Consider the following 25,814-nt stretch of genomic DNA (forward strand, 5'->3'; position numbering starts at 1 on the left):
ATGATCATCGTGATGGGCAAGCTGCGGATTGATGCCGAAGCCATCGAGGCCGCGCTGCCGGCGGCGCGCAAGGTCGTCGCCGCGACGCAGCAGGAAGAGGGCTGCCTCCAGTACGACTACTCGCGCGACATCGCCGATCCGGAGTTGTTCCACATCACCGAGCGCTGGACGAGCCGTGAGGCACTGGCCGCACACCTCAAGACCCCGCACGTGGCCGAATGGATCAGGATCCTCTCGGGGATGACGATGAAGGAGCGGCACATCAAGCTCTACGACACCAACGAAGGCGAGGATCTTTAAGCCGATGCTGGTCGTGATGGGCACCTTCCGGGTGGCGGAAGAGCATATCGCCGCGTTGCTGCCGCTCGCGCGCACGGTGGCCGAGGCAACGCGCGCCGAAGCGGGCTGCATCCAGTACAGCTATGCGCAGGATATCGATGATCCGGCGCTGTTCCATGTTGCCGAGCGCTGGACCGACCGCGCCGCGCTCGCGGCTCATGCGAAGTCGGCGCATATGGCCGAATGGGTCGCAGCGCGCGCTGGCCTTGGCTTCCATGACCGGGTGATCCGGCTGTACGAAACGGATGAGGGCGTGGCGATCTGATCGCCCTCACACTTTCGTCATTGCGAGCGAAGCGAAGCAATCCAGAGCCGTAGTGCGTGCCGCTCTGGATTGCTTCGCTGCGCTCGCAATGACGAGTTTTGTGAAGAAACCTACTCCGCCGGATGCGCTGACCCGATGGCGGGAGGTTCCACCCGAGGCCGGCCGCGCGTGAGCATCCGGCCAATGCGATTGAGCCGCCCGGTAATCAGGCCGTGTTCGGCCATCCACGCGTGGTATTCGCGGTACTTGGCGTCTTCCGCGAGGAGGTGTGCCTCCTCGGTCTTGGCGCGCCAGAAATAGACCGCGCTGACGAGGCCGAGGATCACGGTGTTGCGGATGGCATCGACCATCGAATGCGTTGTGGTGAGGAACGGCAGAGTCGAAATCCACCAGAAGGCATTCTTGGACAGATAGGCCGGGTGCCGCGTGTAGGCATAGGGCCCGTTGGTCAGCACGCCGCGGTAGGTGAGGTTCGAGAAGCGCAGGCCGAAGGCGACTGTCGCCCAGGCATAGATGCCGGTGAGCAGCACCATCGCCACAACCCAGATCCATTCGAGCGCCGGCATGCCCTGCAGCCAGAAGGTCCATTCCGCTCCGTTGGCGCGGTAATCGAGCACGCCGCCGCTGCCCATCAGTATGAATGGCGGATAGCAGATCAGCGCCGCGACCCAGCCGCCAAGGTAGGGATTGGCACTGCGGATCTGCGCATCGAGCGGCTTCATCGTCAGGAGATAGCCGACCATGGCGATCTGCACGTCGACAAGGAACATCGTCTCGATCAGCGCATTGCCGAGCGCGAGCGGATCACCGAGGACCGCCGCGTAGTTCATCTGCACGACCGCGCCGAAACCGCCGGGAATGATCGAGAACATGAAGGCGCAGAAGAAGCCCTTCACCGCCCAGGCGCGCCAGTGATGCGCGACCTCGGCCGGATCATAGGTCTCACGCCCGATCAGCATCGAGCCGAAATGCCACGCGCCATCGCGCGGATTGACGAGCACCCGGTCCAGCCACAACACATAGGGGATCGTGCCGATGAACAGCAGCGGGGCGAGCCCGGAGATCACGTCCATCGCGAAGAGATATTGCCCGCGCCAGTACCAGCGGCACAAGCAATAGACGAAGCCGAGCAGCGACCAGGTCGCCCAGAGCCCGGCGACCTTGGTGATCGTGATATCCATGATCTCGCGCACCGGGCGCGGATTTGACCAGTCTATGCCGGTCGAGGCGCGCAGGTGCACCTTGTCGACGATGAGCGACCACGCGACCATCGGCAGACCGGAAAACAGCATCGCCGCCAGCGCCGCATTCGGCCCGGCGAGCGGTTCGTGGGGACCTGGCAGTGCAAGGGCATCGGCGATTCCCGCCCAGTTGCGGCAGACGATCACCCACAGCGCGAGGCCGACAAGGCCGGACAGGCCGACCCCGGCCGATACATCGCTGGAAGGCCTGGATGCAGGAGCGCTCATCCCCTCGCTGTTAACGAGGACCTATGAGAAAATCGTTTATGCGCCGGCAAGATCCGGAAGGTGCGGCAGCCTTAACGAAACGCCGTGATATGGCCGCTATCATCGAGCACGTAGAGCACGCCGCCCGCCACGACCGGCGCCAGCGTGACCGGAGCGCCGAGCTTGGCATGGCGCTTGACGGCGCCGTCGGTAACCGTTGCGGCCAGCAGTTCGCCTTCCGAATTGGCCATCCACAGGTGGTCTCCAGCCAGCACCGGACCGGTCCAGAAGATCGGGCCCTTCTTCTTCTTGACGCTGCGATAGGCCTTCATCTGCGCGATCCAGCGGACCTTGCCGGTGGCCTTGGCGATGCACAGCAGCTTGGCCTCGTCGGTCAGCGTGAAGATCCAGTCCCCCGCCACGGCCGGGGTCGAAATGCCGGCGAGGTTGAGTTCCCACACGCGCTGGCCGGTGACGAGTTCGTAAGCAGCCATGCGCCCGCCCTGGCCGAGCGCGTAGACGCGGCCGCGTTCGACGATCGGATCGGCGTCGATGTCAGTCAGTGTCGAGACCGAGGTCGCGATGCTGGTGCGCGCCAGCGCGTCGGACCACAGCTGGCGGCCGTTTTCGTAGCGATAGGCGACCAGTTCGCCCGAGCTGTAGCCGGCGACGATGGTGCCCTGCCCGGCGGCTGCCGCGGCAACGCCGAACACGCCGGTCTGCGCGACCGAGCCGGATTCGCTCCACAGCTGCGTGCCATCGGCCACGTTGAGTGCGATGATCTGGTTGTCCTGCGTCATCACATAGACGCCGCCGAACGCGATCGTCGGGCTGCCGCGCAGCGGACCTGCCGGCTTGACCCGCCACAGCACCTTGCCGCTGGCCGCATCGAGCGCGGCGACTTCACCGAGCCCGGTGGTGATGAAGACCTTGCCATCGTTGTAAGCCGCGCCGCCGCCAAACACCGAGGCATTGGCTTCTGGCAGGCGGAAGGCCGCCTTCCACTGTTCGTGGCCATTCGCGGCATCGAAGGCGCGGACCATGCCCTCGGTATCCATCACATAGAGCTTGCCGCCTCCGATCACCGGAGCGGCGGCCAGACGCTGCTTGGGGCTCGATCCGGCGATGCGGGTGACCCACAGCTTGCGCGGATTTTCCGCGAGCGCGAGGTGGCCGTAGGACTTGGACGCCGTGCCCCCCGCCTGCTCCCAATCAGGATTGGGTTCGGCCACCGGTAGCACCACATCGAGCGACGCCATGCCCTCGTCGACCTTGGTGCCGGCCTCGATCTTGGAGAGGATCGGAATGCGCACGCCAACGGTGGGCGTCGATTTGGTCTTGCTCTTGGTGATCCCGCAGCCGCCCAGCGCAAGCGCCACCACGACCAAGGCAGAAACCGCAACGCGCCGGATCGATCTGGCTCCGGTCATATTCTCAAATCCCATCCCTGCCGTCACATCATTGTCCTTCAGTGCCGCCCGCGGCGGCGGCCGGATTATCCACGGCATCGACGCCGAGCTGACCCGCAAGCTGCCGGGTCCGCCGGCGCAGCGTATCGGGCACGGCCTTGTCCTTGGCGATCGAGGCCAGCAGCGCACCCGCCGCCTCTGTCTTGTTCTGCTTGAGATAGGCGAGCGCGACGAGTTCGCCCGCGCTGCCGAACCAGGGCTTGCCCGGCACGGCGAGCGGCTTCAGCCGGTCGATCACGGTCTGCGGCGCCAGCTTGTCGAAGTTGGTCGAAACCTCGCGCACGGTGGCCAGATCGCGGTAGGCGCCGGGAAGCGAGCCATCGGCCGAAACCGCGGCAAACAGCTTCGCGGCATCGGCGGCGTTCCCCGCCTGCTCGGCAATGCCCGCCTCGGTGATCTGCACGGCGGCACGGTAGCCGGGGTTCCCGTCCTTGAGCAGCGGGTCCATCTCCTGCTTCGCGGTCTGGTTGCGCCCGGCCTGCAGTGCATCGAGCGCGGTCACGAACGTCTCGCTCTGCTTGTCGCGCACGCTGGCCGTGTGTTCGTTGTACCACAGCCAGCCGCCGAGACCGACAAGCCCGCCGACCACCAGCGCCAGGATCGGCCGCCCGCGGGTGGTGAGCAGCGTGCGCAGCTGATCCTCGCGCAGCGCATCGTCCACCTCGCGCAGGAAGGTTTCCTGGGCGGCGGCATCCTTGCTGTTGGCAGGCAGGGTGCCCTGGGGGCTTTTCGGAGTCAGAGCCAAGGCTACGCTTTCAGTTCGCTAGGTTAACGAATGCGGCTGTTTAGCAGGGGGGCCTGCCAATTCAACCGGTTTGACACGGGGTGCTTTGACATGCCGATACTGTCCGGCAGCTTTACGGAAACGTGGGGAGCCCCAAAGCGCCTGCATAAAGCGCGGCATGCTGGCGGGCCATCACGCCTTCGTCGAACGCCTCACGCGCACGCAGGAGGTTCGCCGCGCCGACCCGGCGGCGCAGGGTCTCGTCCCCAGCCAGTTGCAGCAGCGCGGCGCCCAGCGCCGCCTCGTCGCCCGGCGGCGTGATGAACGGCGCGTTCTCGGGCGCGACGATATCGGCCACATCGCCCACCGCCGGGCTTGCCACCGCAAGGCCCGAGGCCATCGCCTCTACCACCGAAAGCGGGAACTGCTCACTGTCTGACGAAAGCGCGAAAAGATCGAACAAGGCAGTCGCCTCGGCCGGTTTCGCGACAAAGCCGGGCAAGTGGACGCGGTGCCCGATCTCGAGCCGCAGCGCCTCGGCCATGATCGCCTCGCGCTCGGGCCCCTCGCCCACGATCACAAGCTGCCATTCCTCCGGCAGGCTGCGGAAGGCACGCACAAGGCGGGGCAGTGCCTTGACCGGGCGCAGGCCGGCGAGCGTGCCAAGCCACTTTTCCCCCGGCCGCTTGACCACGCGCGGCAGCGCATCGGGCCGCACGCGCTTTGCCTTGACGGGATCGTAGTCCTTGACCGGGATGCCGTTGCCGATGCGGTGCACCCGTCCGGCCGGCTGGTGCCAGGCATCCAGGGCCACCCGTTCGAGCTGGCGCGACGGCACGATCAGCGCGCTCGCGCGGGCCAGCGCCACGCGGCGATACCAGTTGCGCGTGGCCTTCAGCTTCTGCGCCTCGTCGGCGTTGAAGCCGTCTTCGTGGTGGATCAGCGGAGCAAGGCCCATCGACGGCGCGAACAGCGCATGCGCCATCGCCGCATCCATCGCGCCCCAGTTGTAGGTGAGGATGAGGTCGAAGCCCTGCATCGCGCGCGCCAGCGTCTGCAGCCGACGCACGCCGAACCGGCCCTGCAGCGGCGGAAAGCCGAACGGGAAATGGACGGACATGCCAGGATCGATCTGCGCCCGCGCGCCCAGTGCGCCGGGCTGCGCAGAGACGATACTATGATCCACCGCCTTGCCGAAGCGGTTGATCAATGCGGTCGAGCGCCGCTCCTTGCCGCCCGCATCGAAGGTCGAATGCAGGTGGAGAAGGTGCAGCCGCTGGCCGGGCGCCGATTTGCTCATGCCGCCGTGATCACGCCGCGCGGGCAAGCAGCCGCGTGATCGCGGCGACGGCCTCGTCCTCGTCGAGCGTGGGCGCGTGGCCCACGCCGGGCACGGTGACAAGCTCGGTTGCCGACCCTCGCACTTTCATGCGGGCGGCGACTTCCGCCGAGAGAATATCAGAATGCGCGCCGCGCAGCACCAGCAGCGGCCGGCGGGCCACCGCCTCGTACATCCCCCACATGACCGCAGGTTCCGGGGCCGGCCCCTGCTCGGTCTCGAATGGTTCGGCAATTTTCATGTCGTAGTCGAACACGATGCGGCCGCCGGTGCCAATCACCATGCAGCGCTTGGCCATGCGTAGCCAATCGGGCAGCTGCCACGCCGGATAGATATCGCGGTTCACTTCCTGCAGCGCGCGCGCGGCATGGACCCAGGTCTCGTAGCTGCGACCCTGCCCGACATACTCGCGGATGCGCGCGAGGCCGACCGGCTCAATCTCCGGGCCGACATCGTTGATCACCGCCGCAGTAATGCGCTCCGGATTCACGGCGGCCAGCATCATCGCCATCAGCCCGCCGAGCGAAGTCCCGATCGCAACGAAACGCGCGATCCCTTCTGCCGCCAACAGCAACTCGACATCGGCGACATAGTGCGCCGGGGTGTACGTCATCGGATCGCGCGCATAGTCGCTGTCGCCACGCCCGCGCATGTCCGGGCAAATCACGCGCCATTCACCGGCGAACCGCTCGGCCAGTGCCTCGAAATCGCGGGCATTGCGGGTTAGCCCCGGGAGGCACAGGATCGGCGGCCGCTCGCTGCTGCCGGCATAGTCGCGGAAATGCAGATTGAGGCCGTCGCTGCTGGTCCAGCTGCGATCGTTCCAGCGCTTTTCGCCGCTTTTCAGCGCCTCTGCCATCGGTTGTACTGCCTGAACCCCACGCAAAAACAAAAGGGGCGCGCTTGCACGCCGACCGCTTCCCCCCCACTATCGCGCGATGCAGCCTGCCCCGCAAGACGCGATCTACCGCCCCGCACCCCGCATTCTCGATCTGGCCAGCTGGATCGGCGATCCGGTCGCCCCGGCGGACTTCCCTGAAACCAAGCTGCGCTTCCGCAACCAGCGCGCTGCAACCGAGGTCGGGCTCGCCGGTCTCTCCGACGCGGAATGGATCAGCCACATGGGCCGCTTCACCCCGCTGGAAGGCAACCTCCCCCAGCCGCTGGCGCTGCGCTATCACGGGCACCAGTTCCAGGTTTACAACCCCGATCTCGGCGATGGACGCGGGTTCCTCTACGCGCAGCTGCTCGATGACCGGGGTCGGCTCATGGACCTCGGCACCAAGGGTTCGGGCCAGACCCCGTGGAGTCGGCAGGGCGATGGCCGCCTCACCCTCAAGGGCGCGATGCGCGAGATCCTCGCCACCGAGATGCTCGGCGCGCTCGGCGTCAACACCAGCCGCACCTTTTCGGTGATCGAGACCGGCGAGGCGCTGTGGCGCGGCGACGAACCCTCCCCCACGCGCTCGGCGGTGATGGTCCGGCTCAGCCACGGCCACATCCGCATGGGCACCTTCCAGCGCCTTGCCACACTGGGCGAGGCCGACAACATGGCGGCGCTGGTCGGCTACTGCCTCGGCAACTTTCCGGGCCCCGCCGGCCCCGGAGGCGACAAGGAACGCCCTGCTGGGCCGGAGGGCGCCAGCCCCGCCGCGCGCCTGCTGCATCAGGTGGTGGAGCGCATGGCCGATATGGCCGCCAGCTACATCGTGGCAGGCTTCGTCCACGGCGTGCTCAATACCGACAACATGAACGTGACGGGCGAGAGCTTCGACTACGGCCCGTGGCGCTGGCTGCCTCGCTGGGACCCGGCCTTCACCGCCGCCTATTTCGACAGCAGCGGGCTCTATGCCTTCGGCCGGCAGGTTCAGGCGATCCACTGGAACTGCGGGCAGCTCGCCGTCGCGCTGCGCACGCTGGAAGAAGCCCCGCCGCTGATCGCCGCGCTCAATACGTTCGAGGAGCATTACCACGCCGCCATGGCGCGCCGCTGGTGCTGGCGGCTAGGCGTGATCCCGCGCGGAATCGCTGAAGACACCGCCTTGATCGGCCAATGCGAACAGGCGATGGCCGAGAGCGGCGAAGGGCCGGATGCCTTCTTCTTCCGCCATCGCGGCGGGCGTGGGCACGCAAGCGGCGCACTGAGCGAAGCGCTGGCGGCTTACGAACCGGTCGCGGACACGCATCCCTATTGGGACGATCCTGCCCCGCAATCGATGCTGATCGAGGAAGTCGAGGCGATCTGGGCACCGATTGCGGAAGGTGACGACTGGTCGCTGCTCGAGGCCAAGATCGCCGCGCTGCGCCGCATGGGCGAGGCGCATGGCGCGCCCCCGCCTCCTGCCGGGCACGGGTGAATGCCCCGATTTCGCGCGGCGGGGTTTCTTGTTTGGTTACCACTCCCATGCCATAGGCCGCACTCGCAAGCGGCCACGCGCCGTATCTGAGGCAAGGCAGAGGAAGGCCCCGCGCACCCGTGTCCACCGGCGAACTCGTCTCTTTCGAACCCGCAACGGGATCGGAACTGTGGCGCGGCCGGATCGGCGACGCCGAGGATGTGATCGCGCGCGCGCGCCGCGCCTGGCCGGTCTGGGCTGCCCAGCCGCTCTCCACCCGCATCGAATTGCTGCGCCGCTTCGCCAATGAAGTGCGCAAGGAAGCGGACAAGCTCGCTGATCTGATCGCCCGCGAAACCGGCAAGCCTTTGTGGGAAGCGCGCGGCGAGGTCGACGGCGTGGTCGACAAGGTCGAAGCTTCGGTGCGCGCCTATGCCGAGCGCACCGCGCAGCGCAAGCTCGACAGCGCGCTCAATGGCACCTCGGCCGTTCGCCACAAGCCCCACGGCGTGCTCGCCGTGATCAGCCCCTACAACATGCCCGCGCTGCTGCCCGCCGCGCAGATCGTGCCGGCGCTGATTGCGGGCAATGTCGTGGTGTTCAAGCCTTCGGAAAAGGCCCCCGCCACCGGCGAGCTCCTGACCCGCTGCTTCCACCGCGCCGGGATTTCGGCAGCAGTCGTGCAGGTCCTGTTCGGTGGACCGGAGCAGGGCCAGACCCTCGCGGTGCACGACGGGATCGATGGCGTGCTGTTCACCGGTTCGGCCCATGCGGGCGTTTCGATCAACCGCAAGCTCGCGTCAAACCCGGGCAAGCTCGTCGCGCTCGAACTGGGCGGCAACAATCCGATCGTGGTGTGGGATACGCCCAAGATCATCGACGCCGCAGCGATCGTGGTGCAATCGGCCTTCACCGGCGCGGGGCAGCGCTGCTCCTCCGCGCGGCGGCTGATCGTGAAATCGACGATGTACGACGCGGTGATCACCGAAGTCCGCCGCCTCACTGAACGGCTGATCGTGGGCGCGCCGTTCGATACGCCGACGCCGTTCATGGGCCCGGTGATCGACAATGGCGCGGCCGACGGGCTGACCGAAAGCTTCGTCTATCTCCTCTCCAACGGCGGCCGCGCTATCAAGCACATGGCCCGGCTGCGCGAGGACCTGCCCTTCGTCAGCCCCGCGATCATCGACGTGACCAAGATCGAGGAGCGGCCCGACGTCGAGCTGTTCGGTCCGCTTCTCCAGGTCGTCGCGGTCGATGATTTCGACGAGGCCATTGCCGAGGCGAACAACACGCGCTTCGGCCTGACCGCATCGCTGCTGGGCGGCTCACCGCAGGACTACAACCGCTTCTGGGCCAACATCCGCGCCGGCGTGGTCAATTGGAACCGCCCGACCATCGGCGAGACGGCCGCCGCGCCGTTCGGCGGGATCGGGCTTTCGGGCAACAATCGCCCGGGCGGCTACTACATGGCCGATTCGTGCGCCTATCCGGTCGCTTCGGTCGAAATGGAGCAGCCGCGCGCGACCATCGGCGTGGGCCTGCGCGACAGCTAGTTCTTCGGATCGGGCAGGGGTAACGCAGGATCGGCAGGGCCGGCCGGCACGATCGCCAGATTGCGGCTGTTGGCCTGCGAAAGATCGGGATCGACCAGCAACTGCCCCTCGAGCGCGGCGGTCATCACGGGATCGTGCACCGGGCCTTCCTCGCCCCCGCGCGTGCGCGGTGCCTCGGCCGAACAGGCAGCCAGCGCAGCAAGCAGCGTCGCAGATATGGCATGACGAAGGCGCATTGGCACTCCCATGCACCGGCCATGGTTAACCCCGCGTCACCAGTGCCTGTGCGGGTCATGCCATTTTGATGCTTGGTCGTGCGCGCCGGGCCTGCCATGGCGCGCGCCATGACCGCCTCATCCTCCCGCCAGAACGGTGCCATAGCCGCCATCGCGACCTATACTTTCTGGGGCGTCATGCCGATCTACTTCAAGCTGCTCGGCGCTGTCCCCGCGCCCGAACTGCTGGCATGGCGGATCGTGTGCAGCATGCCGATCTGCCTCGCGATCATTGCGCTGCAGCGGCAGGGCGGGTCTTTGCTCGCCTCGCTGCGCAACCGGACAGTCGTGCTCAGGCTCGCTACCAGTGCAGCGCTGACCGCAACCAATTCGCTGATCTTCTTCATCGCCGTCGTTACCGGTCACGTGCTGGCGACGAGTCTCGGCTACTACATCATGCCGCTGATCAACGTGCTGATCGGCACGGTGTTCCTGCACGAGAAGCTGAGCCGGGTGCAGTGGGCCGCCGTGGTGATCGCCGCCACCGGCATCGGCCTCCTCGCCTTCGGGGAGCTCGACATGCTGTTCGTCGCCATGGCGCTGGGCGTGAGCTATGCGCTCTACGGCTTCGTGCGCAAGGTCGTGCCCGCCGGCGCGCTGGAAGCCGTGACGATCGAGACGGGCGTCAGCCTCGTTCCCGCGCTGGCGGTGGTCGGCTGGTATGCCTGGACCGGCGGCGGGGTCGGCGGCGGATCAAGCATCATGGCGAGCTGGGAGATGGCGGGGCTACTCATGATCGGCGGCCTGTTCACGGCGATCCCGCTGCTGCTGTTCGGCTATGCCGCGCGGCGGCTGACGCTATCGGCGATGGGGTTTGCGCAGTTCATCACGCCCAGCATCGGCTTCCTGCTGGGGCATTTTCTCTATGGCGAGTCGCTGGATGCCTCACGCACGATCTGCTTCGTGCTGATCTGGACCGCGGTTGCCCTGTTCAGCTGGGACATGTTCCGGCAAACGCGGCTCAATTCACACACGAAAGCGCCAGCCTAGGGGCGAAAGCGCCATCCTAGCGTCTCCCCGGCGTGGAAGGGCACAACCATGGTCTCGCCCACATCGATCTCGTCCGGAACCGTCACAGGCGCCCGCTCCAGCGTCACCGTGCCTTCGTTGAGCGGGAGGCGGTAGAAGCGCGGGCCGTGCTCGCTGGCAAAGCCCTCGAACTTGTCCAGCGCGCCTTCTTCCTCGAACACCTTGATGTAGCTTTCGAGCGCAAATGGCGCATTGAAGATCCCCGCACAGCCGCAGGCCGCTTCCTTGAGGTGCTTGGCGTGCGGCGCACTGTCCGTGCCGAGGAAGAACTGCGGGCTACCCGAAGTTGCCGCCTTGCGCAGCGCCAGCCGGTGATGTTCACGCTTCGCCACGGGCAGGCAATAGGCATGTGGGCGAATGCCGCCGACCAGCATGGTGTTGCGATTGATGTGGAGGTGCTGCGGGGTGATGGTCGCGGCGAGATTCGCGCCCGCACATTCGACGAACTGCACCGCCTCGCTCGTCGTCACATGCTCGAACACCACGCGAAGGCCGGGCAGCGCCTTCACCAGCGGAATCAGCGTCCGCTCGATGAACACCGCCTCGCGGTCGAAGATATCGACGTGGTTGTCGGTCACCTCGCCGTGGATGAGGAGCGGCATGCCGATCTTCTCCATCCGCGCCAGCACGCCCATGATGTTCGCCACATCGGTGACGCCGTGCGCCGAACCCGTGGTCGCATGCGCCGGATAGAGCTTGGCGGCGACGAAAACGCCCGCCGCATGACCGCGCTCGACTTCGTCGGGGTCGGTGTGGTCGGTGAGATAAAGCGTCATCAGCGGGGTGAAATCAGTGCCCTTCGGCAGCGCGGCCATGATGCGGTCGCGATAGGCCGAAACGCCCGCCACATCGGTCATCGGCGGCGAAAGATTGGGCATGACGATCGCCCGCGCGAACTGGCGCGCGGTGTGCGGGGCGACGCCGGCCAGCAACGCGCCATCGCGCAAGTGGACGTGCCAGTCATCGGGGCGGCGGATCGTGATCGAGTGCGGGTCAGTCATGCCCTTTCCCTTAAGCCGGGCCATGCCTATCTGTCACCTATGAGTGCACCCCGCCTGACCAATCGCACCTTGGTGCGTATTTCCCCGCTCGATGACAGCGAGGACGTTGCCGCCTTCCTGCAGGGCCTCGTGACCAATGACGTGAAGGGCCCCCTCCCCGTATGGGCCGGTCTGCTAAGCGCGCAGGGAAAAGCGTTGTTCGACTTTATCGTATGGGGCGATGGAGGCGACCTGCTGCTCGATTGCGAGGCCGCTGCCGCGCCTGCGCTCGCCAAGCGCCTTTCGCTCTACCGGCTGCGCCGCCGCATCGCGATTGCCGAAGATACCACGCTCGGCGTCTACTGGCGGGCAGAGGGCGAGCCGACCGACCCCCGCCTGCCCGCGCTCGGCCACCGCTGGATCGCGCCGGTCAGCGCCGATGATGTGCCGGCTGATGCCGTATGGCTGGCGCACCGGCTTTCGCTTGGCGTGACGGAAGGCCTTGCCGAACTCGGCAGCGAGCAGACGCTCTGGCTGGAAACCAACGCAGCAGACCTTGCCGGCGTCAGCTTCACCAAGGGCTGCTATGTAGGGCAGGAAAACACCGCGCGGATGAACTGGCGGCAGAAGGTGAACCGCCGGCTGGTCGTCGTGCCCCTCGCCCAGTCCGATCCCGCCCGCCAGCGCGCCGCCTATCCCGAGTTGGGGCTGGCGGTCGATCACCGGCGTGTCGAGGATATCAGCCCTGAAACCGCACCGGTGTGGATGGACCTTCGAGCCTGATGACATGACTTTGACCCACCGCGATTGTCCTTGGAAGCTCTTCGGCAAGGAGCGCCGCGCGGTGCGGGCTGGTAGCCCGTGCAAGCGGCGCGACGCTGTCCGAAGGGCTTCCAAGGACAACCCCGGAGGGGCGGGCCGATTTTGGCCCAGCGCAGCGTTGCTCGTCAGTCACAATGGGCCAGCATTGCTCCTTCCTCGCGCCTCGCGCCGGGCCAAAATCGGCTCCGTCGCGGTGGGTCAAAGTCATGTCATCAGGCTCTAGCCCGCCTGCGTGAGTTTGGCAGCCGCGGTTGCGGCATCGAGCATGCGCGCCGCATAATCGCGCGCGGCATGACGCGGCAGTTCCAGCGCCTGGCTCAGCGGCCCGCCCATCTGCGCATCGCCGAGCGCCATCAGCACCAGCGTCAGCGTGGTGCCGCGCATCTCGTCGGAATGGAAATCGCCGACTTCGATCACGAGGTCGTGAATGACATCGACAATCGGATCGAGCGCGTCCTCGTTGCCAGTGAGCAGCATCCACGAGGCAAGCGCGCCAGCACCCTCGCGGTCGAACGCATCGAACGTGAGATCCACGACATCGCGCGGGCTGCCGATGCCCGAACGGCTGGCAATCACCGCCTCGCGAATGCCGACACAGATCGTCTCGGCGAGATGGCGCGCAAGCTCCTTCTGCAGGCCCGAGGCCGAACCGAAGTGGTGCAGCAGATTGGCATGGGTGCGGCCGATGCGCCCGGCGACAGCTTTCAGCGTGACCGCCTGGGGCCCGGCTTCGATCAGCAGGGCACGCGCGGCCTCGAGGGCGGCAATCCGGCTTTCTTCAGGACTGAGACGCTTGCGAACAGACATTTCCAGGCGGCTTACCCCGTTGCGGCACGCAATTCCCCCCGCGCGCCGGAACGGCAACGCCTAGAACTCCGGCGCGCGCGGGGCAAGGGGGACGTGCAGGCTCAGGCCGCCCGTCGCATCGGCTCGCGGTCGTCACCGCCGCCATCACCGTTACCCGCCTCACCAAGATCGATCTGGTGGACCACGGCCGTGACCACGGTACCGCGCCCTTCACTGCGGCGCGGGCGGTGCTCGCCGGTGGGCGTAAAGCCAAGCTTGCGCAGCACCCTGCCCGACGCGGGATTGTCGAGGAAATGGCTCGCCTCGATCCGGCTGTAGCCAAGCGCCCGCGCGACGGAGAGCACTGCACGCGCCGCTTCGGTGGCATAGCCGCAGCCCCACTGGTCGCGCGCGATCCAGTAGCCGAGTTCCACCGCGCCCTGCTCGCCCGGTGCGATCCCCGCGCAGCCGATGATCCGCGCGCCCTCCGCGCCGGGCAGCGTCACCAGAAAGTCGGGATGCCGCGGGTCCTGCATGCGGTTCACGAATGCGCGCGCATCGTCCGGCCGATAGGGCCAGGGCGCGCGGGCGAGGTTGCGCACTACCGCCGCATCATCGATCGCGGCGTGCAGCTCGGCCCAGTCTTCGGGCCAGGCGGGGCGCAGGAACAGTCTTTCACTGCGAATGAACATGCCTTGTCTCCTCATCCGCCCCTCGATTTGCCTCGGCTGCTAACCAAAGGAAATGACAGGCATATTGCGATCGGCTGGGTCTCGCGCGGTTAATGCGCCAGACGGTGCCAAGGGTGAGCCTGGCCCGAAATTCCTGCGGCAGAGGGCCGGCGAGGGACTTTCCGCGGCGAGGAGGAGCGGTCGCTGCCGCGATGCCGGGACATCGTGGCAAGACGGCGACGCTCTCGTCGCGGAAAAGATCCGCCGGGCCGACCCGCAGGGGTTTCGGACCAGGCTCTGAGGGAGACAAAGAAAAAGGGAGACGGGCTGGCCCCTCTCCCTCGTCAAGCCGGCTGGTTGGAGCCGGCGGGGGCCATCCGTCGCGGATGGCCCGTCATGACCATCCGGTTATTCTGCGGCCTCGGCCATCATGTCCACCGAGACGTACTTGCGACCAAGCTTGCCCGAGTGGAAACGCACCTTGCCTTCGGCGAGCGCAAACAGGGTGTGATCCTTGCCAATGCCGACATTGGCGCCCGGGTACACCTTGGTACCGCGCTGGCGGATAATGATGTTGCCGCCGATCACGTGCTGATCGCCGAACTTCTTGACGCCGAGGCGGCGGCCAGCCGAATCGCGACCGTTGCGCGAGGAGCCGCCAGCTTTCTTGTGTGCCATGTCAGATTACTCCGAAATCTTGCCGTAGAGCCGCGTTCAGGCCCAGAAATCAGGCGACGCTGAGGATGCGCAGCAGGGTCATCTGCTGGCGGTGGCCGTTCTTGCGGCGATAGTTGTGGCGGCGGCGCTTCTTGAACACGACCACCTTCTCGGACTTCGCCTGCGCGATGATCTCGGCCGACACGGTCACGCTCTTGGCATCCGCGAGCACGCCTTCGTTCCCCGCGAGGAGGACGTCGGTCAGCGTGATCGTTTCGCCGGCTTCACCCGCCAGCTTTTCGACCGCGATCTTGTCTCCGGCGGCAACCCGGTACTGCTTGCCGCCCGTGCGCACGATTGCGAACATGGTTCCTGCTATCCGTTTCAAGTGTCTGGCCGCCCGATGGACCCGCGAATCGGATACCAGCAAACGGCATGGCCGAATCTCCGCAAAGGATGCGGAGGCCCGGAAAGAGTGGCGCGGTTAATCGAACGGGGCGTCCATGTCAACGCTGCAGGCAGGCGAATTGCAGCACCGGACGCCTTCCCCGCTTCCCGAAAAGACTCTATGGCCCGGGCATGGCTTCCCTGTCCATCCGTCTGGCTGTGCCGTTCGCCGCCCTGCTCGCGCTCTCGGCCTGCAATGCAGACCGCTCGCGCTTCCCGTCGTTGGAGATTCGCCCGGCCGAGCGGGCCTACGGAAACGCCCAGCCGGTCGCACCCACGGCCAGCCTCCCGCTGACCACACAGCTGCCAGCCGGAGTCGATCTCACCGCACGGGTCGCCGCGTTGCAGGATACCGCGCGCGCTGCGCATCGCCGCTTCCTCGACCAGCAGGGTGCGGCCACACGCGTGATCGATGCAGCAAAGGGCTCCGCGCCCGGCACCGAGGCATGGAGCCGGGCCGCCATCGCGCTTGCCGGGCTCACCTCGGCTCGGGGCGAAGGCATGGTCGCGCTTGCCGATCTCGACCGCTTGCTGATCGCCGCGACCGAAAAGGCCGCCACGGGGCCGGATGACGATTTCCGCATCGTTGGCCCTGCGCACCAGGATGTTTCGGCCCTGCTCGCGGAGGAAGATCGCACGATCGCCGCTCTCAGCGGCACGCTGGGCAGTTAGGCACCTACCAGCGCGCGAGATCGCGGTGGTCGTCGGGGCGCGGCTCGATCCAGCGCCAACCTTTCGCGGTCCTCTCGCGCTTCCAGAACCACGACTGGCTCTTGAGGTGATCCATCGCGAAATCGGCGGCGGCAAAGGCATCGCGGCGATGCCGCGCGGCTGCGGCGACCAGCACAATGGGATCGCCCGGATGCATCACGCCGTAGCGGTGGATGATCAGCAGCCCGTTCAGCGGCCAGCGTGCGAGGGTGGCGGCAGCGAGTGCTTCCATCCCCGGCAAGGTCATCGCGGCGTAATGCTTGAGTTCGAGCGCCTCGACGGCCTGTGGGCCGTCTTCGCAGCGGACCTGCCCGAGAAAGCTGACGATGCCGCCTGATTCGGGGTGCGCGGCGGTGAAGGCGGCAAGCTCGTCCGCAGCCGAGAAGGCTTCTCCGAGCAGGCGGACCTCAGCCACGTCAGCCCCCGCTGACGGGCGGCAGGAAAGCGAGTTCGTCGCCGTCCGCAAGCACCACCGCCTCGTTGCCGCCAAGCAGCGCGCCGTTCAGAGCCATGCGCACGCGCTCACCCAGCAGTTCAATGGCCAGCGCAGGATCGAGCGCTGCCAGGACCTGATCGAGCGGACCGGGGTTCACGGAAAGCTCCCCCATGCCGGCGATGTCCTCCAGCCGGCCCAGGAACACCAGTTTCGCGGACATGTCAGCCGCCCGTCATCGACATATGGCGCGCCAGCGCGGGCGCGGCGCCGGGGCGGTCGATCACGAAGCCGTGGCGTTCAGGCTTTTCGCCCATCGCGCGGGCGAAGGCTTCATTGAGCGCGGTTTCGGGACTTTCGGACCGAAGCGCGGCGCGAAGATCGACCTTGCCCTCGCCGCCAAGGCACATGAACAACTGGCCGGTCGCAGTCACGCGCACGCGGTTGCAGCCTTCGCAGAAATTGCCGGTCAGCGGCGTGATGAAGCCGAGCCGCCCGCCGGTCTCCGCGATATCGACATAACGCGCGGGGCCGCCGGTGCGCGCGTCGCTAGCGGTCAGCGTCCAGCGCTGCTCGAGATCGCGGCGCACTGCATCAAGCGGCAAGTAGTGATCGAAGCGGTCGCCCTCCACCTCGCCTAGCGGCATGACTTCGATCAGCGTGACCGAATGGCCTTCGCCATGCGCCCAGGCGATCAGATCGGGCAGTTCGTGCTCGTTGATGCCCTTGAGCGCCACGGCGTTGAGCTTGACCTTAATCCCCGCCGCCTTGGCCGCGGCAAGCCCTTCGAGCACTTGCGGCAGGCTGTCGCGCCGGGTCAGCTCGGCAAACTTTGTGCGATCGCGCGTGTCGAGCGAGACGTTGATGCGCTTCACCCCCGCTGCCGCCAGATCATCGGCAAATTCGGCGAGGCGCGTGCCGTTGGTGGTCAGCGTCAGTTCGTCGAGGCTTCCGTCATCAATCTTGCGGCCCAGCGCGCGGACCAGCTGCATCATGTCGCGCCGCACCAGCGGTTCGCCGCCGGTCAGCCGGATCTTGCGCACCCCGCGCGCGATGAAGGCGAGCGCGACCTCGTGCAGTTCTTCCAGCGTCAGCACTTCGGCGCGCGGCAGGAAGGTCATCCGCTCGGGCATGCAGTAGGAACAGCGCAAGTCGCAGCGGTCGGTCAGCGAGAGCCGCAGATAGGTGATGCGGCGCGCGAAGCGGTCAACCAGGGGTGCGACGGTGTTGCTCATGTCTCGAGGTATACGAAGTCTCGCGCAAAAGATTCAAGGTGCGCGCCCCCATCAACAAAAATAGTCTGGCCGGTGACAGCACGCGCCCCGGCGAGGAACAGCACGGCTTCGGCGATCTCGTCCGGGCTTGCCAGCCGTTCGAGCGGCATCAGCGCAGTGAGGCGCTGCCACTGCTCCTCGGTATAGTCCGGAGTCGGCAGGGTGAGCCCCGGCGCAACGGCATTGACGCGCACCCGCGGCGCGAGGCTGCGCGCCAGCGTCCGCACGGCAGCGTGGAGCGCCTGCTTGGACAGCGTGTAGCTCAGCTGATCGGGCACCGGATTGAGCACGCGTTGGTCGAGAATATGGACCACCGCCGCATCACCTTCTGCGAGATCGGCGAGCGCGCGGGTGAGCAGCACAGGGGCGGCAAGGTTCACCGCGAGATGCTCGTCCAGCATGGCGGCCGTGACCGTTGCCACCGAATCCTCGCGGAACAGCGCCGCGCAGTTGACCAGCAATGTCGGCGCGCGACCGGCCAGCGCCATGGCCTCGGCAGGAAGATTCGCGACGGCTTGCGGATCGGCGAGGTCTGCCGCCAGCGGATGCACCGCCGCGCCGAACTGCGCGAGTTCGTCTGCAAAGCTCTGGTCGAATGTTGCGGTGCTGTGCGCATGGAGCGCCATATCCCAGCCCGCATTCGCCAGTGCCCGGGCAATCGCCGCGCCGATGCGCCGCCAGCCGCCGGTGATCAGGGCAAGCGGGCGTGCCGCATCTGCCATGCTCAATCGCGCCGATGCCGGGTAAGCGTCATGCCAATTTCCTCGCCGCGCTCACTGATCGCCAGTTTGACGATCTTCACCGTGACGCGCGTTACGCGCTTGTCCTGCAGGAACAGCGTCTCGCAGATGTGATCTGCCACCGATTCGATGAGCTGGAAATGGACACCCTTGGGCAGACCTTCGGTCGCCGCGTGCTTGAGGTCCATGTAGTTCTTGCTCGCCGTCAGCGGGCAATCGGGCGTGAAGTGATCCTGCGCGGTGAGCGCGGCGGAAATCGAGATGCGCAGCGGCTGCGGTCGGCCCGTTTCCTCCGAGTAGATCCCGGTGAGGACGTCGGTCTCGACGTTGGCGACTTCAAGGATAAGGCTGTCGTTCACGGCCCGCGCCTCTGGCACCGTGCCGCCGCCATGTCCAGTGCGGCAGTCCCCCAGATTTTCTTATGATCCGGGATTGGACCAGCGCGCGAAGATCGCGGTGGGCAGGATGCGGCCGTTCTCGCCATCCTCTCTGATGGCAAGGTCCCCATGCTCGACTGTGCCCGGCAGCCCCGCCAACGCCTCTGCCAGCAGCCCGCCGATAGCGAGCGAAGACATGCGCACGGCATAGACGGTGAGGAACAGGAACCGGCTCTCCGCGTCCAGAAGCCGCGCGCAATCGGCGATCAGCGCGGGCAGGTTTTCCTCGAGCCGCCAGACTTCCCCATCCGGCCCCCGCCCGAACTTGGGCGGATCGAGGATGATCCCGTCATAGCGCTTGCCCCGCCGCACTTCGCGCGCAGCAAACTTGGCCGCATCATCGACGATCCAGCGCACAGCCCTGTCTTCCAGCCCCGCGACCGCCGTGTTGGCCCGCGCCTGCGCCACTGCTTTCTTCGAGGCATCGACATGCGTGACCGGCCCGAAGCGCGAGAGCGCCATGGTGCCGACGCCGGTATAGCCGAACATGTTGAGCGTAGAGGCGTCCAAACGACTATCAAGCTGCTCGCCCATCCAGTCCCACACCGGCGCCATGTCCGGAAAGAAGCCGAGGTGGCGGAAGGGGGTGCACTGCGCGGTGAAGCCGATGCCGCGCCAATCGAGCGGCCAGCCTTCACGCGGCACCGGCTCGGCATAAGTCCAACGCCCACCGCCGTCCTCATCCGAGCCAGGCACGAACTCGCCATGTGCATCCCACACCGCGCCGCGCGGTGCCCACAAGGCCTGCGGCTCGGGGCGGATGAAGCGGTAGGGGCCGTAGCGCTCCAGCTTGCGCCCATCGCCGCTGTCGATGAGGCCGAACTGGTCCCAGCCCGGCCCGATCATGAGCTTGGCCTGAAGATCGAGCTGGGCCACGTCAGCCCTCTCGGGGTGTGGCGCGCTCGGCAATCCACGCCGCGACCGTGTCGTAATCACCCGGCAGGCGCGTATAGGCCTCCTCGCGGTCGAACAAATCGCCCACGCGCGCTGGCAGCGCGGGCCGCACACCGGTCGCGCGCTCCACCGCATCGCCGAACTTGGCAGGATGTGCGGTCGCCAGCGTCACCACCGGCACGTCGGCGGGCAGACCCGTGGCGACGCGCGCGGCGTGGAGGCCGATCGCGGTGTGCGGATCGAGCACTTCGCCGCAGGATTCGTAAGCCCAACGCATCGCCTTGGCCATTTCAGCCGCATCGGTGCGCGCGCTGCTGAACAGCGCGGCGGCATTCTCACGCTGCGCGTTGGTGAGTTGCATCGCCTTGGTGCTCTCGAACCCGCGCATCTGCGCCATGATCGCCGAGCCATCGCGCCCGCCCGCATCATAGAGCAGGCGCTCGAAGTTCGAGGAGACCTGGATGTCCATCGACGGCGCCGCGGTCGGCGTCACCGTCCCTGCCGAATAGTCGCCGGAGGATAGCGCGCGGTGAAGGATGTCGTTGATGTTGGTCGCGACGATCAGCCGCTCGATGGGGAGCCCCATCTGCGCTGCGACATAGCCCGCAAACACATCACCGAAATTGCCTGTCGGCACGCTGAAGGCCACGCGGCGCTGCGGCGCGCCCAGCTGCAGTGCAGCGGCGAAGTAATAGACCACTTGGGCCATCAGCCGCGCCCAGTTGATCGAGTTGACCGCCGCAATGCCGAAGCGCTGGTTCATGCCCTGATCGTTGAACATGCGCTTCACCATCGCCTGCGCATCGTCAAAGCTGCCATCGATGGCGATGTTGTGGACGTTGGGCGCAAGCACCGTGGTCATCTGCCGCCGCTGCACATCGGAGACGCGGCCGTGCGGATGGAGCATGAAGATATCGACCTTGGCGCGCCCCGCCACGGCATCGATCGCGGCAGAGCCGGTATCGCCGGACGTTGCGCCGAATATGGTCAGGTGATCGTCGCGCCGGCTCAGGAACTCCTCGAACAGCAAGCCGAGCAGCTGCAGCGCCACGTCCTTGAACGCCAGCGTCGGGCCGTGGAACAGCTCGAGCAGCCACTGCCGCTCATCGAGCTGCACCAGCGGCGTGACGGCAGCGTGGGAAAACCGCCCATAGGCCTCGCGCGTCAGCTCCAGAAGGCGCTCCGGTGCGATGCAGTCGCCCACGAAGGGCTGCATCACCCTCGCCGCGAGTTCCGCATAAGGCAGCCCCGCCATTGCGGCGATCTCTTCATGGGTAAAGGTCGGCCAGCGCTCGGGCACATAGAGCCCGCCATCCGAGGCGAGGCCGGCGAGGGTCACGCCCTCGAAATCGAGCGAGGGCGCCTGGCCCCGGGTGCTGACGTACTTCATGGCGCTGCCGGTTAGCCGCAGGGGGCGCGGGGCGCAAGGATTTGGGGGCTTGTGCGCTGCGGATGCGGATTTGGCATCGGCCCAATAGCCCTAAACCGGACTCTCGTCATCCCCGCGAAGGCTGGGATGACGTGGGTAGATTGCGGTTCAGCCTCCCCGCAGCCGCTTCCGCAGCGCAATCGCATAGATCACCAGCGCGACCCCGGCGAAGAGGAACCACTGCACCGCATAGGCAAGGTGGTTGTTGGGGATGTCACGAGGATCAGGCTTGGCGTTGGCTTGGAGGCCCGCAAGCGGGGGATCGGCAACAAACCGTTGCCGATAGCATTTTGGGCAGCCGGCAATTGCGTCGGTCGGTCTGGGCGGGACGACCGTACCCAATACAGTGCCGCCCTTCCACTGAACTGGAACTGGTGCCTCGCTCCAGCCTATCACAACGGTTGCCTCGGGTTCGCCCTTCCCGGAATACGGAAAGCGGCAGTCAAACTGGTGTGCCCAACCGGACTGACCTTTGGCATTCCTCCCCGCAATCAGACTATCACTCGATTGCGATGTGCACTCGACCCGTATCCGGGAATAGTCATCAGGGCCGTCGATCAGCAGGTCATTCTTGAAGTCAGTAACACGAGAAGATTTGCTTGCCGCCTCGTACTGCGCGAGCATGGCTTCCTTCTCGCCCAGCCGCTCCAGCTGCCAGAAGCCGAGGCGGATCATCACCGCCACGGCAATCAGCACGATCAGCGTCGGCACAATCGGAACGCGCTTCACACCACAACTCCTGCAGCCCGCAGCCGCGCCACCAGCAAGGCCGCTTTCATCAACCGCATCCCGCCAATGATCACGCCGGGCACCACCACCACGATCACCGCCAGCATCAGCCACAAGGGCGGCCGCACCAGATCATCGAGTTTCAAGGCCCCCGCGATCAGCAGGAAGGTGAGCGGCAGCAGCACGAAATAGAGCCCCCGCCCACGCGGTTCATAGTCGGCAAAGGCCAGCCCGCAGCCCCGGCAGGCAGGGGCAAAGCCCGCCGGCGCATCCCACAGCGTGCGCGCGGCGCAGCGGGGGCACAAACCAAAAAGGGCAGCGCGGGTAAGCCCGCCCTGCCCTTTCGTTTCCTGGTCGGTGCTGTCTGTCACCGGTGACCGATCACTCGATCGGCGCACCCCAGCCGCCCCACACGTAGATGGCGACGAAGAGGAACAGCCACACCACGTCGACGAAGTGCCAGTACCATGCGGCCGCTTCGAAGCCGAAGTGCTGGCGCGGGGTGAAGTGGCCCTTGTAGGCGCGCGCCTGGCACACCGCGAGGAAGATGGTGCCGACGATCACGTGGAAGCCGTGGAACCCGGTCGCCATGTAGAAGGCCGAGCCATAGGTGTTCTCACCGAAGGGGAAAGGCGCGTGCATGTACTCGTAGGCCTGGATCGAGCTGAACAGCAGGCCGAGCGCGATCGTGGCCCACAGACCCTGCTTGAGGCCTTCACGGTTGCCGTGGATCAGTTCGTGGTGCGCCCAGGTCAGCGTGGTGCCCGAGCACAGCAGGATCAGCGTGTTGAGCAGCGGCAGATCGAACGGGTTCATTACCGCTTCGATGCCCTTGGGCGGCCACTTGCCGCCGACCACTTCGGCGAGCTGGTTGGGGAACAACGAGAAATCGAAGAACGCCCAGAACCAGCCGACAAAGAACATCACTTCCGAAGCGATGAACAGGATCATGCCGTAGCGCTGGTGGAGCTGCACGACCGGGGTGTGATCACCGGCATGCGCTTCCTTGATCACGTTGCCCCACCACGAGAACATGGTGAGCGCGACGCCGAACACGCCGAGCCACAGGGCGATCTTGCCGCCAGCCATACCATGCATGGCGAAGACGCCGCCGCTGGTCATCGTGAGCGCCGAGAACGCGCCAACGATCGGCCAGATATCAGGCGGCAGAATGTGGTAATCGTGGTTCTTCGTGCCGGCCATGTTCGTCTTCTAACCCCCGTCAGCTTGGGACTTGGCGAAACGTGCCGCGAAGGCACGATTCAGCTTGTTTGCAAACGCCTTTATCGAGGCCGCGCGGTGCGGTCCAGAGGCTTTCCTACTTGTTTTTGGGAGCAGCCGGCGCGCTGCCGGTCGTACTGCCAGTCGTGCTGTCGGCCGCTTCCATGAAGGTGTAGGACAGCGTGATCTCGGGAACGTCCTTTGCGTTCGGATCGTTCAGCATATCGGGATCGACATAGTAGATCACCGGCATGCGCACTTCCTCGCCCGGCTCAAGCCGCTGCTCGTTGAAGCAGAAGCACTGGATCTTGTGGAAATAGGCACCGGTCTGCTCGGGCGTGACGTTGAAGATCGCGCGGCCGACGATGGGGCGAGTGGAGGTGTTCTTCGCGATGAAGAACGCCATCTTGCGCTCGCCGATATGCCCGTCCTGCGTCACCTGCTCGGGACGGAAGAGCCAGGGCATGCCGGACGCCACATTGCCATCAAACCGGATGGTGATGGGGCGCGCAGTGCCCTTCACCGCCGCCGCCTGCGCTGCTGTGGCGCGCTGAGTCGTGCCGCCAAAACCGGTCGCCTGGCAGAACATGCGGTAGAGCGGCACCGAGGCAAAACCGAGCCCGAGCATGGCGAGCGCGCCAAACGCGGCGATTGCGGCCACCTTGCGATTGCGCCCACGGGCAGCATCGAGCGCCAGTGCCATCAGGAATGCTCCGCCTGCTCCGCGCCTGCAGCCGCCGGATGCGGTGGCTTTGCGGCGATCTTCACGATCGAGATCGCAAAGAACAGGATCACGAGAAAGCCAAGAATCAGCGCCATGACCTTGTTGCGCTCACGCTGGCGCGCGCGCAGCGCATCGGTTTCGGCAGCGGTAAGCGGGCGGTTGTCGGAAAGCTGGGTCATGCTTGCAGGCCATAAAGTGTCGCGTAACGGTCGGCGACCAGCATCGCGAACAGGATGAAAAGGTAGAAGATCGAATAGGCGAACAGGCGCTTCTCCGGTTTCATGCCATCGCCGGGTGTGCTGGTGCGCAGCCCCACCTTGATCGACAGCCACAGGAACATCCCGCTGAGCAGTAACGCGGACAGGCCGTAGACGAGACCCGTGCCGCCGATGAACCAGGGCGCCATCGAAAGCGGCAGCAGCACGGCGGCGTAAGCCAGAATTTGCCACCGCGTCGAGCGTTCGCCTGCCACGACCGGCATCATCGGGATGCCCGCCTTGGAGTAGTCGATCTGCACGAACAGGGCGAGTGCCCAGAAGTGCGGCGGGGTCCACATGAAGATGATGAGGAACAGAAGGACGGGCATCAGCGAGATGTGCCCGGTCACCGCGATCCAGCCGATCAGCGGCGGAAAGGCCCCTGCACCGCCGCCGATCACGATGTTCTGCGGCGTGCGCGGCTTGAGCCACACGGTGTAGAGATAGGCGTAGTAGAAGATCGAGAAGGCGAGGATACCCGCCGCGAGCCAGCTGATGGCAAGGCCCATCGTCATCACCGAGACGCCCGAGAGCGCAAAGCCGAAGTCGCGCGCCGAGGTCCGGTCCATCCGGCCGCCGGGAATCGGTCGCTGCGCGGTGCGCTTCATCACCGCATCGAGATCGGCTTCCCACCACTGGTTGAGCGCTGCCGCTCCGCCCGCGCCGACCGCGATGCACAGGATTGCGGTGAACGCGAGCACGGGGTGGATAGTGCCGGGCGCAGCCAGCATGCCGCAGACAGCGGTGAAGATGACGAGCCGCATCACGCCCGGCTTGGTCAGCGCGAAGAAGTCGCGCCAATCAGCGGGCATGATCAGGGCCTGGGGGTTCGCGGTGGTCATGATGCGCGGCCTATAGGCCCGGTTGACGCGCAGGGAAAGCGAAACGGTGCCGCGCTTTGGGGCTATGCGGTGTGTCGCTGGTGGACATGAGCGAAGCGCTGGGCCGCAGCCTTCCCGCCAAAGCAAAAGGGCCCCGGATCGCTCCGGAGCCCCTCTGTTCTTTCAGACCGTCAGTCCGATCAGTGCGCGTGCGCTTCCTCGATCACGGGGAGCGTCTCGAACTGGTGGAACGGCGGCGGGCTCGACAGCGTCCACTCGAGCGTGGTCGCGCCTTCACCCCAGTAGTTGCCGACGGCCTTCTTGCCGGCCAGCAGCGAGTAGGCGATGTTCACGAAGAAGATCACCATCGAGGCGGCCATCACGGTGTAGCCGTAGCTGGCGATCGTGTTCCAGTACTCGAACGCCGGGGCATAGTCCGGATAACGGCGCGGCATGCCCTGAACGCCCAGGAAGTGCATCGGGAAGAAAATCAGGTTCACGCCGATGAAGAACACCCAGAAGTGCAGGTGGCTCAGCAGCTCGCTGTGCATGCGGCCGCTCATCTTCGGGAACCAGTAGTAGAAGCCCGCGAAGAGCGAGGTCACCGCGCCCAGCGACAGCACGTAGTGGAAGTGCGCCACGACGTAGTAGGTGTCCTGCAGGTTGTCGTCGATGCCGCCGTTGGCGAGCACCACGCCGGTCACGCCGCCGACGGTGAAGAGGAAGATGAAGCCGATCGCCCAGACGAGCGGAGACTTGAACTCAAGGCTGCCGCCCCACATCGTCGCGATCCACGAGAAGATCTTGATGCCGGTGGGCACCGCGATGACCATGGTCGCGGCGGTGAAGTACATCTTCGTGTTCACGTCGAGGCCGGTGGTGTACATGTGGTGCGCCCACACGATGAAGCCCACCGCACCGATCGCGACCATCGCGTAGGCCATGCCGAGGTAGCCGAACACCGGCTTCTTCGAGAACGTCGAGATGATCTGGCTGATGAT

At 66.2% G+C, this 25,814-nt stretch carries 32 protein-coding genes; 7 read left to right on the forward strand and 25 right to left on the reverse strand.

The features are described from left to right. Together Q0082_RS06620 and Q0082_RS06625 are read left to right on the forward strand one after the other, a co-directional pair. Entirely contained in the window at positions 1-300 is a 300-nt protein-coding gene (locus Q0082_RS06620) for a putative quinol monooxygenase (protein ID WP_298191061.1), read from the forward strand. Positions 301-304: 4 nt separating this feature from the next. Next, entirely contained in the window at positions 305-604 is a 300-nt protein-coding gene (locus Q0082_RS06625; RefSeq protein WP_298191063.1) for a putative quinol monooxygenase, read from the forward strand. A gap of 110 nt (positions 605-714) precedes the next feature. Here Q0082_RS06625 and Q0082_RS06630 read toward each other — a convergent pair whose 3' ends face one another. The 5 genes from Q0082_RS06630 to Q0082_RS06650 all read right to left on the reverse strand — a co-directional run bounded on the left by Q0082_RS06630 (position 715) and on the right by Q0082_RS06650 (position 6,443). Then, the gene (locus Q0082_RS06630; protein WP_298191065.1) at positions 715-2,073 is read right to left on the reverse strand and encodes an isoprenylcysteine carboxylmethyltransferase family protein; all 1,359 of its coding nucleotides are present in this window, start codon (positions 2,071-2,073) and stop codon (positions 715-717) included. 71 nt (positions 2,074-2,144) lie between these two features. Beyond that, the gene (locus tag Q0082_RS06635) at positions 2,145-3,482 is read right to left on the reverse strand and encodes a PQQ-binding-like beta-propeller repeat protein (RefSeq protein ID WP_298191067.1); all 1,338 of its coding nucleotides are present in this window, start codon (positions 3,480-3,482) and stop codon (positions 2,145-2,147) included. A gap of 28 nt (positions 3,483-3,510) precedes the next feature. Continuing rightward, positions 3,511-4,266, reverse strand: coding sequence for a tetratricopeptide repeat protein (locus tag Q0082_RS06640; protein WP_298191069.1), 756 nt, complete (start codon positions 4,264-4,266; stop codon positions 3,511-3,513). A 112-nt stretch (positions 4,267-4,378) separates the two neighbouring features. Then, positions 4,379-5,545, reverse strand: coding sequence for a glycosyltransferase family 4 protein (locus Q0082_RS06645; protein WP_298191071.1), 1,167 nt, complete (start codon positions 5,543-5,545; stop codon positions 4,379-4,381). 10 nt (positions 5,546-5,555) lie between these two features. Continuing rightward, entirely contained in the window at positions 5,556-6,443 is an 888-nt protein-coding gene (locus tag Q0082_RS06650; RefSeq protein ID WP_298191072.1) for an alpha/beta hydrolase, read from the reverse strand. Positions 6,444-6,522: 79 nt separating this feature from the next. Here Q0082_RS06650 and Q0082_RS06655 point away from each other — a divergent pair, with 79 nt between their 5' ends. Together Q0082_RS06655 and Q0082_RS06660 are read left to right on the forward strand one after the other, a co-directional pair. Further along, positions 6,523-7,941: a protein adenylyltransferase SelO family protein gene (locus Q0082_RS06655; protein WP_298191074.1), complete on the forward strand. Its 1,419-nt coding sequence runs from the start codon at positions 6,523-6,525 to the stop codon at positions 7,939-7,941. 119 nt (positions 7,942-8,060) lie between these two features. Continuing rightward, positions 8,061-9,476 carry a succinylglutamate-semialdehyde dehydrogenase gene (locus Q0082_RS06660; protein WP_298191076.1) on the forward strand — a complete coding sequence of 472 codons (1,416 nt, stop codon included), beginning with the start codon at positions 8,061-8,063 and terminating at the stop codon, positions 9,474-9,476. Here Q0082_RS06660 and Q0082_RS06665 read toward each other — a convergent pair. Next, positions 9,473-9,712 (reverse strand): hypothetical protein, encoded by a 240-nt coding sequence (locus Q0082_RS06665; protein ID WP_298191078.1) that lies wholly within the window; start codon positions 9,710-9,712, stop codon positions 9,473-9,475. The two genes, Q0082_RS06660 and Q0082_RS06665, sit on opposite strands and share 4 nt — an antisense overlap. Positions 9,713-9,820: 108 nt before the next feature. Here Q0082_RS06665 and rarD point away from each other — a divergent pair, with 108 nt between their 5' ends. Beyond that, positions 9,821-10,741 carry an EamA family transporter RarD gene (gene rarD / locus Q0082_RS06670; protein WP_298191079.1) on the forward strand — a complete coding sequence of 307 codons (921 nt, stop codon included), beginning with the start codon at positions 9,821-9,823 and terminating at the stop codon, positions 10,739-10,741. Here rarD and pyrC read toward each other — a convergent pair. Then, positions 10,738-11,781 (reverse strand): dihydroorotase, encoded by a 1,044-nt coding sequence (pyrC, locus tag Q0082_RS06675; protein WP_298191081.1) that lies wholly within the window; start codon positions 11,779-11,781, stop codon positions 10,738-10,740. The genes rarD and pyrC overlap by 4 nt on opposite strands. Positions 11,782-11,820: 39 nt before the next feature. On the opposite strand from pyrC, the gene Q0082_RS06680 reads away from it, so the two are divergent. Next, positions 11,821-12,543, forward strand: coding sequence for a folate-binding protein (locus tag Q0082_RS06680; protein ID WP_298191083.1), 723 nt, complete (start codon positions 11,821-11,823; stop codon positions 12,541-12,543). Between the two features lie 258 nt (positions 12,544-12,801). Here the strand turns inward: Q0082_RS06680 and Q0082_RS06685 are convergent, their stop codons facing one another. From Q0082_RS06685 to rplU, 4 genes are all read right to left on the reverse strand, one after another. Continuing rightward, a complete protein-coding gene (locus tag Q0082_RS06685; RefSeq protein WP_298191084.1) occupies positions 12,802-13,389 on the reverse strand; it encodes a TetR family transcriptional regulator in 588 nt (195 codons plus the stop codon). Positions 13,390-13,490: 101 nt separating this feature from the next. Next, positions 13,491-14,060 carry a GNAT family N-acetyltransferase gene (locus Q0082_RS06690; RefSeq protein WP_298191085.1) on the reverse strand — a complete coding sequence of 190 codons (570 nt, stop codon included), beginning with the start codon at positions 14,058-14,060 and terminating at the stop codon, positions 13,491-13,493. A gap of 387 nt (positions 14,061-14,447) precedes the next feature. Next, a complete protein-coding gene (gene rpmA, locus Q0082_RS06695; RefSeq protein WP_147158731.1) occupies positions 14,448-14,717 on the reverse strand; it encodes a 50S ribosomal protein L27 in 270 nt (89 codons plus the stop codon). A 49-nt stretch (positions 14,718-14,766) separates the two neighbouring features. Beyond that, complete coding sequence (rplU, locus tag Q0082_RS06700; protein WP_292947172.1) at positions 14,767-15,063, reverse strand: 50S ribosomal protein L21; 297 nt, start codon at positions 15,061-15,063, stop codon at positions 14,767-14,769. Between the two features lie 212 nt (positions 15,064-15,275). Between rplU and Q0082_RS06705 the strand changes: the two genes are divergently transcribed. After that, complete coding sequence (locus Q0082_RS06705) at positions 15,276-15,815, forward strand: hypothetical protein (RefSeq protein ID WP_298191086.1); 540 nt, start codon at positions 15,276-15,278, stop codon at positions 15,813-15,815. A 4-nt stretch (positions 15,816-15,819) separates the two neighbouring features. Here the strand turns inward: Q0082_RS06705 and Q0082_RS06710 are convergent, their stop codons facing one another. The 14 genes from Q0082_RS06710 to Q0082_RS06775 form a co-directional block, all read right to left on the reverse strand. After that, complete coding sequence (locus Q0082_RS06710; protein WP_298191088.1) at positions 15,820-16,269, reverse strand: molybdenum cofactor biosynthesis protein MoaE; 450 nt, start codon at positions 16,267-16,269, stop codon at positions 15,820-15,822. A gap of 1 nt (position 16,270) precedes the next feature. Beyond that, entirely contained in the window at positions 16,271-16,510 is a 240-nt protein-coding gene (locus Q0082_RS06715; RefSeq protein ID WP_298191090.1) for a MoaD/ThiS family protein, read from the reverse strand. Position 16,511: 1 nt separating this feature from the next. Beyond that, a complete protein-coding gene (gene moaA / locus Q0082_RS06720) occupies positions 16,512-17,522 on the reverse strand; it encodes a GTP 3',8-cyclase MoaA (protein ID WP_298191091.1) in 1,011 nt (336 codons plus the stop codon). Beyond that, positions 17,519-18,283, reverse strand: a complete 765-nt coding sequence (locus Q0082_RS06725) for an SDR family oxidoreductase (protein ID WP_298191093.1) — start codon at positions 18,281-18,283, stop codon at positions 17,519-17,521. Before Q0082_RS06725 ends, moaA begins: the two co-directional genes overlap by 4 nt. Before the next feature lie 2 nt (positions 18,284-18,285). Then, positions 18,286-18,660 carry a dihydroneopterin aldolase gene (locus Q0082_RS06730; protein WP_298191095.1) on the reverse strand — a complete coding sequence of 125 codons (375 nt, stop codon included), beginning with the start codon at positions 18,658-18,660 and terminating at the stop codon, positions 18,286-18,288. A 60-nt stretch (positions 18,661-18,720) separates the two neighbouring features. Next, entirely contained in the window at positions 18,721-19,584 is an 864-nt protein-coding gene (locus Q0082_RS06735) for a class I SAM-dependent methyltransferase (protein WP_298191110.1), read from the reverse strand. A gap of 31 nt (positions 19,585-19,615) precedes the next feature. Beyond that, the gene (gene thrC, locus Q0082_RS06740) at positions 19,616-21,022 is read right to left on the reverse strand and encodes a threonine synthase (RefSeq protein WP_298191096.1); all 1,407 of its coding nucleotides are present in this window, start codon (positions 21,020-21,022) and stop codon (positions 19,616-19,618) included. Between the two features lie 147 nt (positions 21,023-21,169). Then, a complete protein-coding gene (locus tag Q0082_RS06745; protein WP_298191097.1) occupies positions 21,170-21,790 on the reverse strand; it encodes an SURF1 family cytochrome oxidase biogenesis protein in 621 nt (206 codons plus the stop codon). Next, complete coding sequence (locus Q0082_RS06750; RefSeq protein WP_298191098.1) at positions 21,787-22,161, reverse strand: DUF983 domain-containing protein; 375 nt, start codon at positions 22,159-22,161, stop codon at positions 21,787-21,789. Before Q0082_RS06750 ends, Q0082_RS06745 begins: the two co-directional genes overlap by 4 nt. 10 nt (positions 22,162-22,171) lie before the next feature. Next, entirely contained in the window at positions 22,172-22,993 is an 822-nt protein-coding gene (locus Q0082_RS06755; protein ID WP_298191100.1) for a cytochrome c oxidase subunit 3, read from the reverse strand. A 115-nt stretch (positions 22,994-23,108) separates the two neighbouring features. After that, positions 23,109-23,714 carry a cytochrome c oxidase assembly protein gene (locus tag Q0082_RS06760; RefSeq protein WP_298191102.1) on the reverse strand — a complete coding sequence of 202 codons (606 nt, stop codon included), beginning with the start codon at positions 23,712-23,714 and terminating at the stop codon, positions 23,109-23,111. Further along, positions 23,714-23,914, reverse strand: a complete 201-nt coding sequence (locus Q0082_RS06765) for a hypothetical protein (protein ID WP_298191104.1) — start codon at positions 23,912-23,914, stop codon at positions 23,714-23,716. The genes Q0082_RS06760 and Q0082_RS06765 overlap by 1 nt, the downstream gene beginning before the upstream one ends. Next, positions 23,911-24,834, reverse strand: coding sequence for a heme o synthase (locus tag Q0082_RS06770; RefSeq protein WP_298191106.1), 924 nt, complete (start codon positions 24,832-24,834; stop codon positions 23,911-23,913). The genes Q0082_RS06765 and Q0082_RS06770 overlap by 4 nt, the downstream gene beginning before the upstream one ends. A gap of 179 nt (positions 24,835-25,013) precedes the next feature. Then, positions 25,014-25,814 (reverse strand): cbb3-type cytochrome c oxidase subunit I (locus tag Q0082_RS06775; RefSeq protein WP_298191107.1); only part of this gene is annotated, 801 nt, incomplete at its 5' end.

Source organism: Novosphingobium sp., assembly GCF_027489515.1.
In the GTDB taxonomy this organism is placed as follows: Bacteria; Pseudomonadota; Alphaproteobacteria; order Sphingomonadales; family Sphingomonadaceae; genus Novosphingobium.

Bases quoted from the DNA above. Each gene is read 5' to 3' on its own strand.
- Q0082_RS06735 (WP_298191110.1), bottom strand. From the start codon at position 19,584: ATGATCGGGCCGGGCTGGGACCAGTTCGGCCTCATCGACAGCGGCGAT.
- rarD (WP_298191079.1), top strand. From the start codon at position 9,821: ATGACCGCCTCATCCTCCCGCCAGAACGGTGCCATAGCCGCCATCGCG.
- Q0082_RS06620 (WP_298191061.1), top strand. From the start codon at position 1: ATGATCATCGTGATGGGCAAGCTGCGGATTGATGCCGAAGCCATCGAG.
- Q0082_RS06715 (WP_298191090.1), bottom strand. From the start codon at position 16,510: ATGTCCGCGAAACTGGTGTTCCTGGGCCGGCTGGAGGACATCGCCGGC.
- Q0082_RS06705 (WP_298191086.1), top strand. From the start codon at position 15,276: ATGGCTTCCCTGTCCATCCGTCTGGCTGTGCCGTTCGCCGCCCTGCTC.
- Q0082_RS06625 (WP_298191063.1), top strand. From the start codon at position 305: ATGCTGGTCGTGATGGGCACCTTCCGGGTGGCGGAAGAGCATATCGCC.
- Q0082_RS06680 (WP_298191083.1), top strand. From the start codon at position 11,821: ATGAGTGCACCCCGCCTGACCAATCGCACCTTGGTGCGTATTTCCCCG.
- Q0082_RS06765 (WP_298191104.1), bottom strand. From the start codon at position 23,914: ATGACCCAGCTTTCCGACAACCGCCCGCTTACCGCTGCCGAAACCGAT.
- rpmA (WP_147158731.1), bottom strand. From the start codon at position 14,717: ATGGCACACAAGAAAGCTGGCGGCTCCTCGCGCAACGGTCGCGATTCG.
- Q0082_RS06760 (WP_298191102.1), bottom strand. From the start codon at position 23,714: ATGGCACTGGCGCTCGATGCTGCCCGTGGGCGCAATCGCAAGGTGGCC.
- rplU (WP_292947172.1), bottom strand. From the start codon at position 15,063: ATGTTCGCAATCGTGCGCACGGGCGGCAAGCAGTACCGGGTTGCCGCC.
- Q0082_RS06755 (WP_298191100.1), bottom strand. From the start codon at position 22,993: ATGGCCGGCACGAAGAACCACGATTACCACATTCTGCCGCCTGATATC.
- Q0082_RS06645 (WP_298191071.1), bottom strand. From the start codon at position 5,545: ATGAGCAAATCGGCGCCCGGCCAGCGGCTGCACCTTCTCCACCTGCAT.
- Q0082_RS06635 (WP_298191067.1), bottom strand. From the start codon at position 3,482: ATGACCGGAGCCAGATCGATCCGGCGCGTTGCGGTTTCTGCCTTGGTC.
- moaA (WP_298191091.1), bottom strand. From the start codon at position 17,522: ATGAGCAACACCGTCGCACCCCTGGTTGACCGCTTCGCGCGCCGCATC.
- Q0082_RS06665 (WP_298191078.1), bottom strand. From the start codon at position 9,712: ATGCGCCTTCGTCATGCCATATCTGCGACGCTGCTTGCTGCGCTGGCT.
- Q0082_RS06630 (WP_298191065.1), bottom strand. From the start codon at position 2,073: ATGAGCGCTCCTGCATCCAGGCCTTCCAGCGATGTATCGGCCGGGGTC.
- Q0082_RS06725 (WP_298191093.1), bottom strand. From the start codon at position 18,283: ATGGCAGATGCGGCACGCCCGCTTGCCCTGATCACCGGCGGCTGGCGG.
- Q0082_RS06685 (WP_298191084.1), bottom strand. From the start codon at position 13,389: ATGTCTGTTCGCAAGCGTCTCAGTCCTGAAGAAAGCCGGATTGCCGCC.
- Q0082_RS06770 (WP_298191106.1), bottom strand. From the start codon at position 24,834: ATGACCACCGCGAACCCCCAGGCCCTGATCATGCCCGCTGATTGGCGC.
- pyrC (WP_298191081.1), bottom strand. From the start codon at position 11,781: ATGACTGACCCGCACTCGATCACGATCCGCCGCCCCGATGACTGGCAC.
- Q0082_RS06655 (WP_298191074.1), top strand. From the start codon at position 6,523: ATGCAGCCTGCCCCGCAAGACGCGATCTACCGCCCCGCACCCCGCATT.
- Q0082_RS06650 (WP_298191072.1), bottom strand. From the start codon at position 6,443: ATGGCAGAGGCGCTGAAAAGCGGCGAAAAGCGCTGGAACGATCGCAGC.
- thrC (WP_298191096.1), bottom strand. From the start codon at position 21,022: ATGAAGTACGTCAGCACCCGGGGCCAGGCGCCCTCGCTCGATTTCGAG.
- Q0082_RS06690 (WP_298191085.1), bottom strand. From the start codon at position 14,060: ATGTTCATTCGCAGTGAAAGACTGTTCCTGCGCCCCGCCTGGCCCGAA.